This is a genomic window from uncultured Chloroflexus sp. (assembly GCF_937129525.1).
In the GTDB taxonomy this organism is placed as follows: domain Bacteria; phylum Chloroflexota; class Chloroflexia; order Chloroflexales; family Chloroflexaceae; genus Chloroflexus.
The window spans coordinates 1-4,469 of record NZ_CAKZNK010000031.1 but is presented as its reverse complement, the minus strand read 5'-3'; the positions used below and the strand labels follow the sequence as shown (position 1 = coordinate 4,469).

Annotated in this window: 2 protein-coding genes; both read right to left on the bottom strand. The window is 63.0% G+C overall.

Annotated features, from left to right (window positions below):
• On the bottom strand, window positions 1-2,208 hold a 2,208-nt coding region (locus Q0650_RS02940; RefSeq protein ID WP_298815752.1), incomplete at its 3' end, for an NB-ARC domain-containing protein.
• Between the two features lie 303 nt (window positions 2,209-2,511).
• Entirely contained in the window at window positions 2,512-3,510 is a 999-nt protein-coding gene (gene argC / locus Q0650_RS02935) for an N-acetyl-gamma-glutamyl-phosphate reductase (protein WP_298815750.1), read from the bottom strand.
• Window positions 3,511-4,469: the final 959 nt, after the last annotated feature.

Here is a 4,469-nt window from a genome sequence, read left to right as displayed (position 1 = left end):
CAGCGCCTCGGTGAAATAGCGGCGGGCGGCGGCGTAGTCGTTATCCGCATACATGACCAGTCCCGCTGCATGCCACAGCGCGCCACCATCTGCGTCGCGCGTCGCGGCGCCGCCTTGTAACAAGAGCCGGATGTGCTCTCGAAACAGAGAGGCTGTCAATTCGCCTTGATCATCGAGCTGCCGGATCGTCTGCGCAATGCCTCGCGCTGCCCGCCTCAGATCGGCGTCGTGGTCGCTGCTAAGGCTGCGGGCGTAAGCGGCAAGCAGGCGGTGGAGACGGTAGTGTTGATCGGCCTGCTCGATCAGGCCGGTTTCGCGCAGACGACGAAGCGCATCTTCCCCCCGCCGACGCTGCGCTTCGTTCATCGGGTCGAGGCCGCCGGCCCGCAGCAGAGCTTCCAGCGGGATCGGCTCCGGCGCGAGCCGGGCTGCGGCCAGCCAGATGGCGCGCGCCAGCCGGTCACAGTCGTTCTCACCCAATTGACTGACGCTGAGCGCGAAGCTGGCGATGATGCTCGCGCTCTGCGGCTGCGGCAGGCTTTCGCTCAGTTCGGCGTTAAGCGAGCGGTGATTGACGCTTTCGGCGCGCAGTTGGTTGAGATAATCGGAGAGCGCGACGGTGTATCTGGCCAGATACTGGCCGGCCAGGGTCAGCGCCAGCGGCAGGCCGCCGAGTTCCTGCGCGATCTGATCGGCGTTGTCAGCGACGCCGGGCTGAGCCAGCATCTGGTCAATATCAATCCCCTGCGCCCTGGCGCGCGGTACCAGCAGCAACGCGCGGCTATCGGCGGCAGTCAGGCTGGCGAGCGGGATTGGCTGCACGCTGCTGGCGGCTTCCCAGAAGGCGCGGCGGGTGGTGATCAGCAGGCGCGCGCCGCCACCGCGTGGGCGCCAGCGTTCCAGTAGGGCGGGGTCTTCCAGGTTGTCGAAGATCAGCAGGCGTTTTTCCGGCCCCTCCCAGATCGCCTGCACCTGACGGGCGCGCTGGCTGAGCGTGAGCCGGATTGGACGATCACGTCCCTCCACATCGCTGGCAATGCTCATTGTTGAGCGACTCGCAGCCTCATCGGCGTCATCATCGTCGAAGATCTGGAGGCCGCGCGTTCCGCCGCAGGCGGCAACCTGCCTCTCGATAGTGTCACCGTTTTCCATGCTCAGCCAGAACACGCCGCCTGGGAAGCAGTTGCGGTAGCGGTGCGCGAATTCGATTGCCAGCCGGGTCTTGCCGATGCCACCCACGCCCGCCAGCGCCGGTAGCAAAGCGGCGCTGGCCGGTTCGTCGCCGGTCAATAGCGCAGCCAGCTTTGCCAGTTCATCGTCACGACCGACAAAATCCGGCTGTGGCGGGTGCGGCATCACAAACGGCTGGTGGACAGAGGGACGCAGGCGCGCCCGTTCGGGGAAAGAGGCCAGCGTCACGCCGGGAGACCGATCAAAGCCATACTCGCCCGGCTGCCAGTCAGGCAATTCGCGCTGAGCCAGCGCATGCAGGCTGTGACAGGTGACGCTCCCATCGTCGAGGGTCACTTTGCCGTGCAAACCGCGCAGCAGCGTAGCGCTGTAGCAGGTTGCGCCGTCGCGCTCATACGCCTGCTGGAAGGGACTGACCGCAGTCAGCGCCTTGCGCATGGCAACGCGAGCGCTAGCGTTGGGATCGGTGTGCTGGATGTTGAGCGCATTCGCCAGTCGCTGCTTCAGGTTCTCGATCGCCGGATCGGGCGCAGCATTGCCGATCGCGCCCGCGTAGCAGCAATCGAGCACAAGCAGCAAGCGGTCGGGTTCGCCGTGGCGGAGCACCTTCTCTTGCAGCCATGTCATTGAGAGGTGGGCATCAGGATCGTCGCGGGCGTCGTCGGGATTGAAATTGGCCGTGACCAGAAAAACATCGCTTCGCCCGCTACTCCATGTGAGGTAGCGAGCATGGCCGATGTAGTAGATCAGCAGCATCCCGTCGCGTCCGGCAGCGCGGCGAGCAGCGAAGACCGCGCTGCGCACCGCGTCAGTGGTAGCCCGATCGCCGATCAGCGGCGCGTCGCCGTGCAGGGTAAAGCCGCAGGCCGGCGCCGCCAGCGCGCTGGCAACCTGCTGTGCCGTCGCTTCGGCGTGACGCAGCGGGGCCAGGCCGCTTGTTGGGCTGTGGTTGATTCCGATCACCAGGGCGATTCGGGGGGAAGTGGTGTTTGCGTTTGGCGGCAACGAGATAGTCATACGCGCGGAGCAACGATCGCAAGAGCGAAACCGATAGGCGCAATCCACTGTGCTAATCGTAGCGACTCCGATAGGCGCTGTCAAGGAAGATGTCGAGGAAGAGAGGATGATAAGGTATCGCGGTGAGGCATGCTCCCCGCGCTCGCCAGGGATTACTGCGGGCGCGTCCTCACAATGACACACCTCATCAGCGTCACTTTCGTGCCCTCTGTGTCTCTGTGGTGCATCCTCCCGCGATCCAGGTCACGCGCATCTCACCCCATCAGCGCACCCTTCGCGCCTTTGTGGCGCGCCATCCCGCGCCTACCGCAACCCCAGCGTCTCCGGCCATCCCAGCATCAGGTTCATATTCTGCACCGCCTGCCCGGAAGCCCCCTTGATCAGATTGTCGATCACCGCAACCAGAATGGCCCGGCCCGGCTCGACCATCTGATAGCCGATCACTACATAGTTGGTGTGTTGGGCATGGCGCAGTTCAGGCAGGCGACCAGCCGGCAAGACGTGAATGAACGGCTCTGCCGTGTACGCATCCGCGTATACGGCAGCCAGCGTTGCCTCATCAACTCCCGGTTTGAGGTTGACATAAATTGTCGAAAGAATACCGCGGAAGACCGGCAGCAAATGAGGCGAAAAGATGATATGCAGGCCGGTCTCCTGCTCCATCTCGGCCAGATGGCGATGCGCGCGCCCAACGTTGTAGGCGCTAAATGTCTCGTGCGTTTCGCCGAAATGGGTCTTCAGCGACAGCGAGCGACCGGCGCCGGAAACGCCTGACTTGCTATCGACAATCACCACCGGGTCGGACAGTATTCCGGCGCGCGCCAATGGCGCCAGCGGCAAGATCGCAGTCAACGGATAACAACCAGTATTCGCCACCAGTCGGGCCTGGCGAATCCGTTCGCGGTGCAGTTCGGGCAGCCCATACACCGCTTGCGCGAGCAACTCCGGCGCCGGATGCGGCTTGCCGCGCCGCGCCGCATAGACCGCCGGGTCAGTAATCCGGAAGGTGTCCGAGAAATCGATCACCTTCGCGCCGGCGTCGAGCGCGCGCTGCGCCAGTGGAATCAGCTCAGGAGTGTTGTGGGGAAGACAGGTGAAGACGAGATCAACCCCGGCGGGATCGGCCTCTTCCACCGCAACCAGCCGCAGATCGCTCACGATGGGAAAGACTTCGCTCAACCGTTGCCCGGCTGCCGAGCGGGCAGTCGCGAACGCAATCTCCACTTCCGGGTGGCGGGAGAGCAGCTTCAGCAGCTCAATCCCGGTGTATCCGGTTGCGCCATAAATACCGACACGGGCCATTGGTGCGCTCCTTGTACAACGAACAACGATACCGTTTCGTTCAATTGTACGCTACATTACCATGTGCGGTCAGGCGCAATCGCGATCACGGCAGGGTGGATCTGACCGAGCCGGCGCAGGAAGGCGAGAATCCGGGTAAACATACATTGTGCTCCTCTCTCCGACGACCGAACATCGGCGCGCGCTGCGTTCCCGTCGGCGCATCCACCAATCACAGGTGGAACGTCATCGCGCGCGCTGCTTCACGCAGCCGAAAGCCGGCCTACACCGGCGGATGAACGGTCATCATCAGGCATCAGGATGCGCCATGAATAGCATAGCATGGCTATGTTAACGTTGCATCAGCCGGAGGGTGGAAGAATGTTAACGTCGCCAGATCGTCAAAGGTATCGCCACAAGAGAAGCGATGGACGACCGTTTGGCGGGCATTGCATTGACTTGCCGAGGTTACGGTTCGCAGTCCATCGGCAATAACACTAAGCCCGCGCAAGCCGGGTCAGCGAGTGTTAGCGCGAAGAAACCGACAGAGCAGGCCTGGCCCGCTGTGAGTTTCAGGCTACCTCGGAAGGCGCAAAGAGCGCAGTTCCGACTTGCAATTGCTCCGCGCGCCCCAGGTTTCGAGCGGCAGGTGTGGCGAGCATCCAGCGGAGCGCGGCAGGGTTATCCATGTGACGAGCATCCGGTGGCGGGGATCTGTTTGAGCGCGGCTTGAGCGTGGCAGGGGTGTCGGTGTGACGAGCATCCGGCGGAGCGCGGCAGGTGAGAAGATAGAGCGCGATGTGGTGTATTGACTGACACGAAGGAGCTGCTCATTCCTCTGTCGCGGTGTTTGCCTGGGGATCCTATCGGTCGTCGTCAGCCGTTCGCTTCTTGTTCGTTATCCAGCCGTTCGCTTCTTGTTCGTTATCCAGCCGTTCGCTTCTTGTTCGTTATCCAGCCGTTCGCTTCTTGTTCGTTAT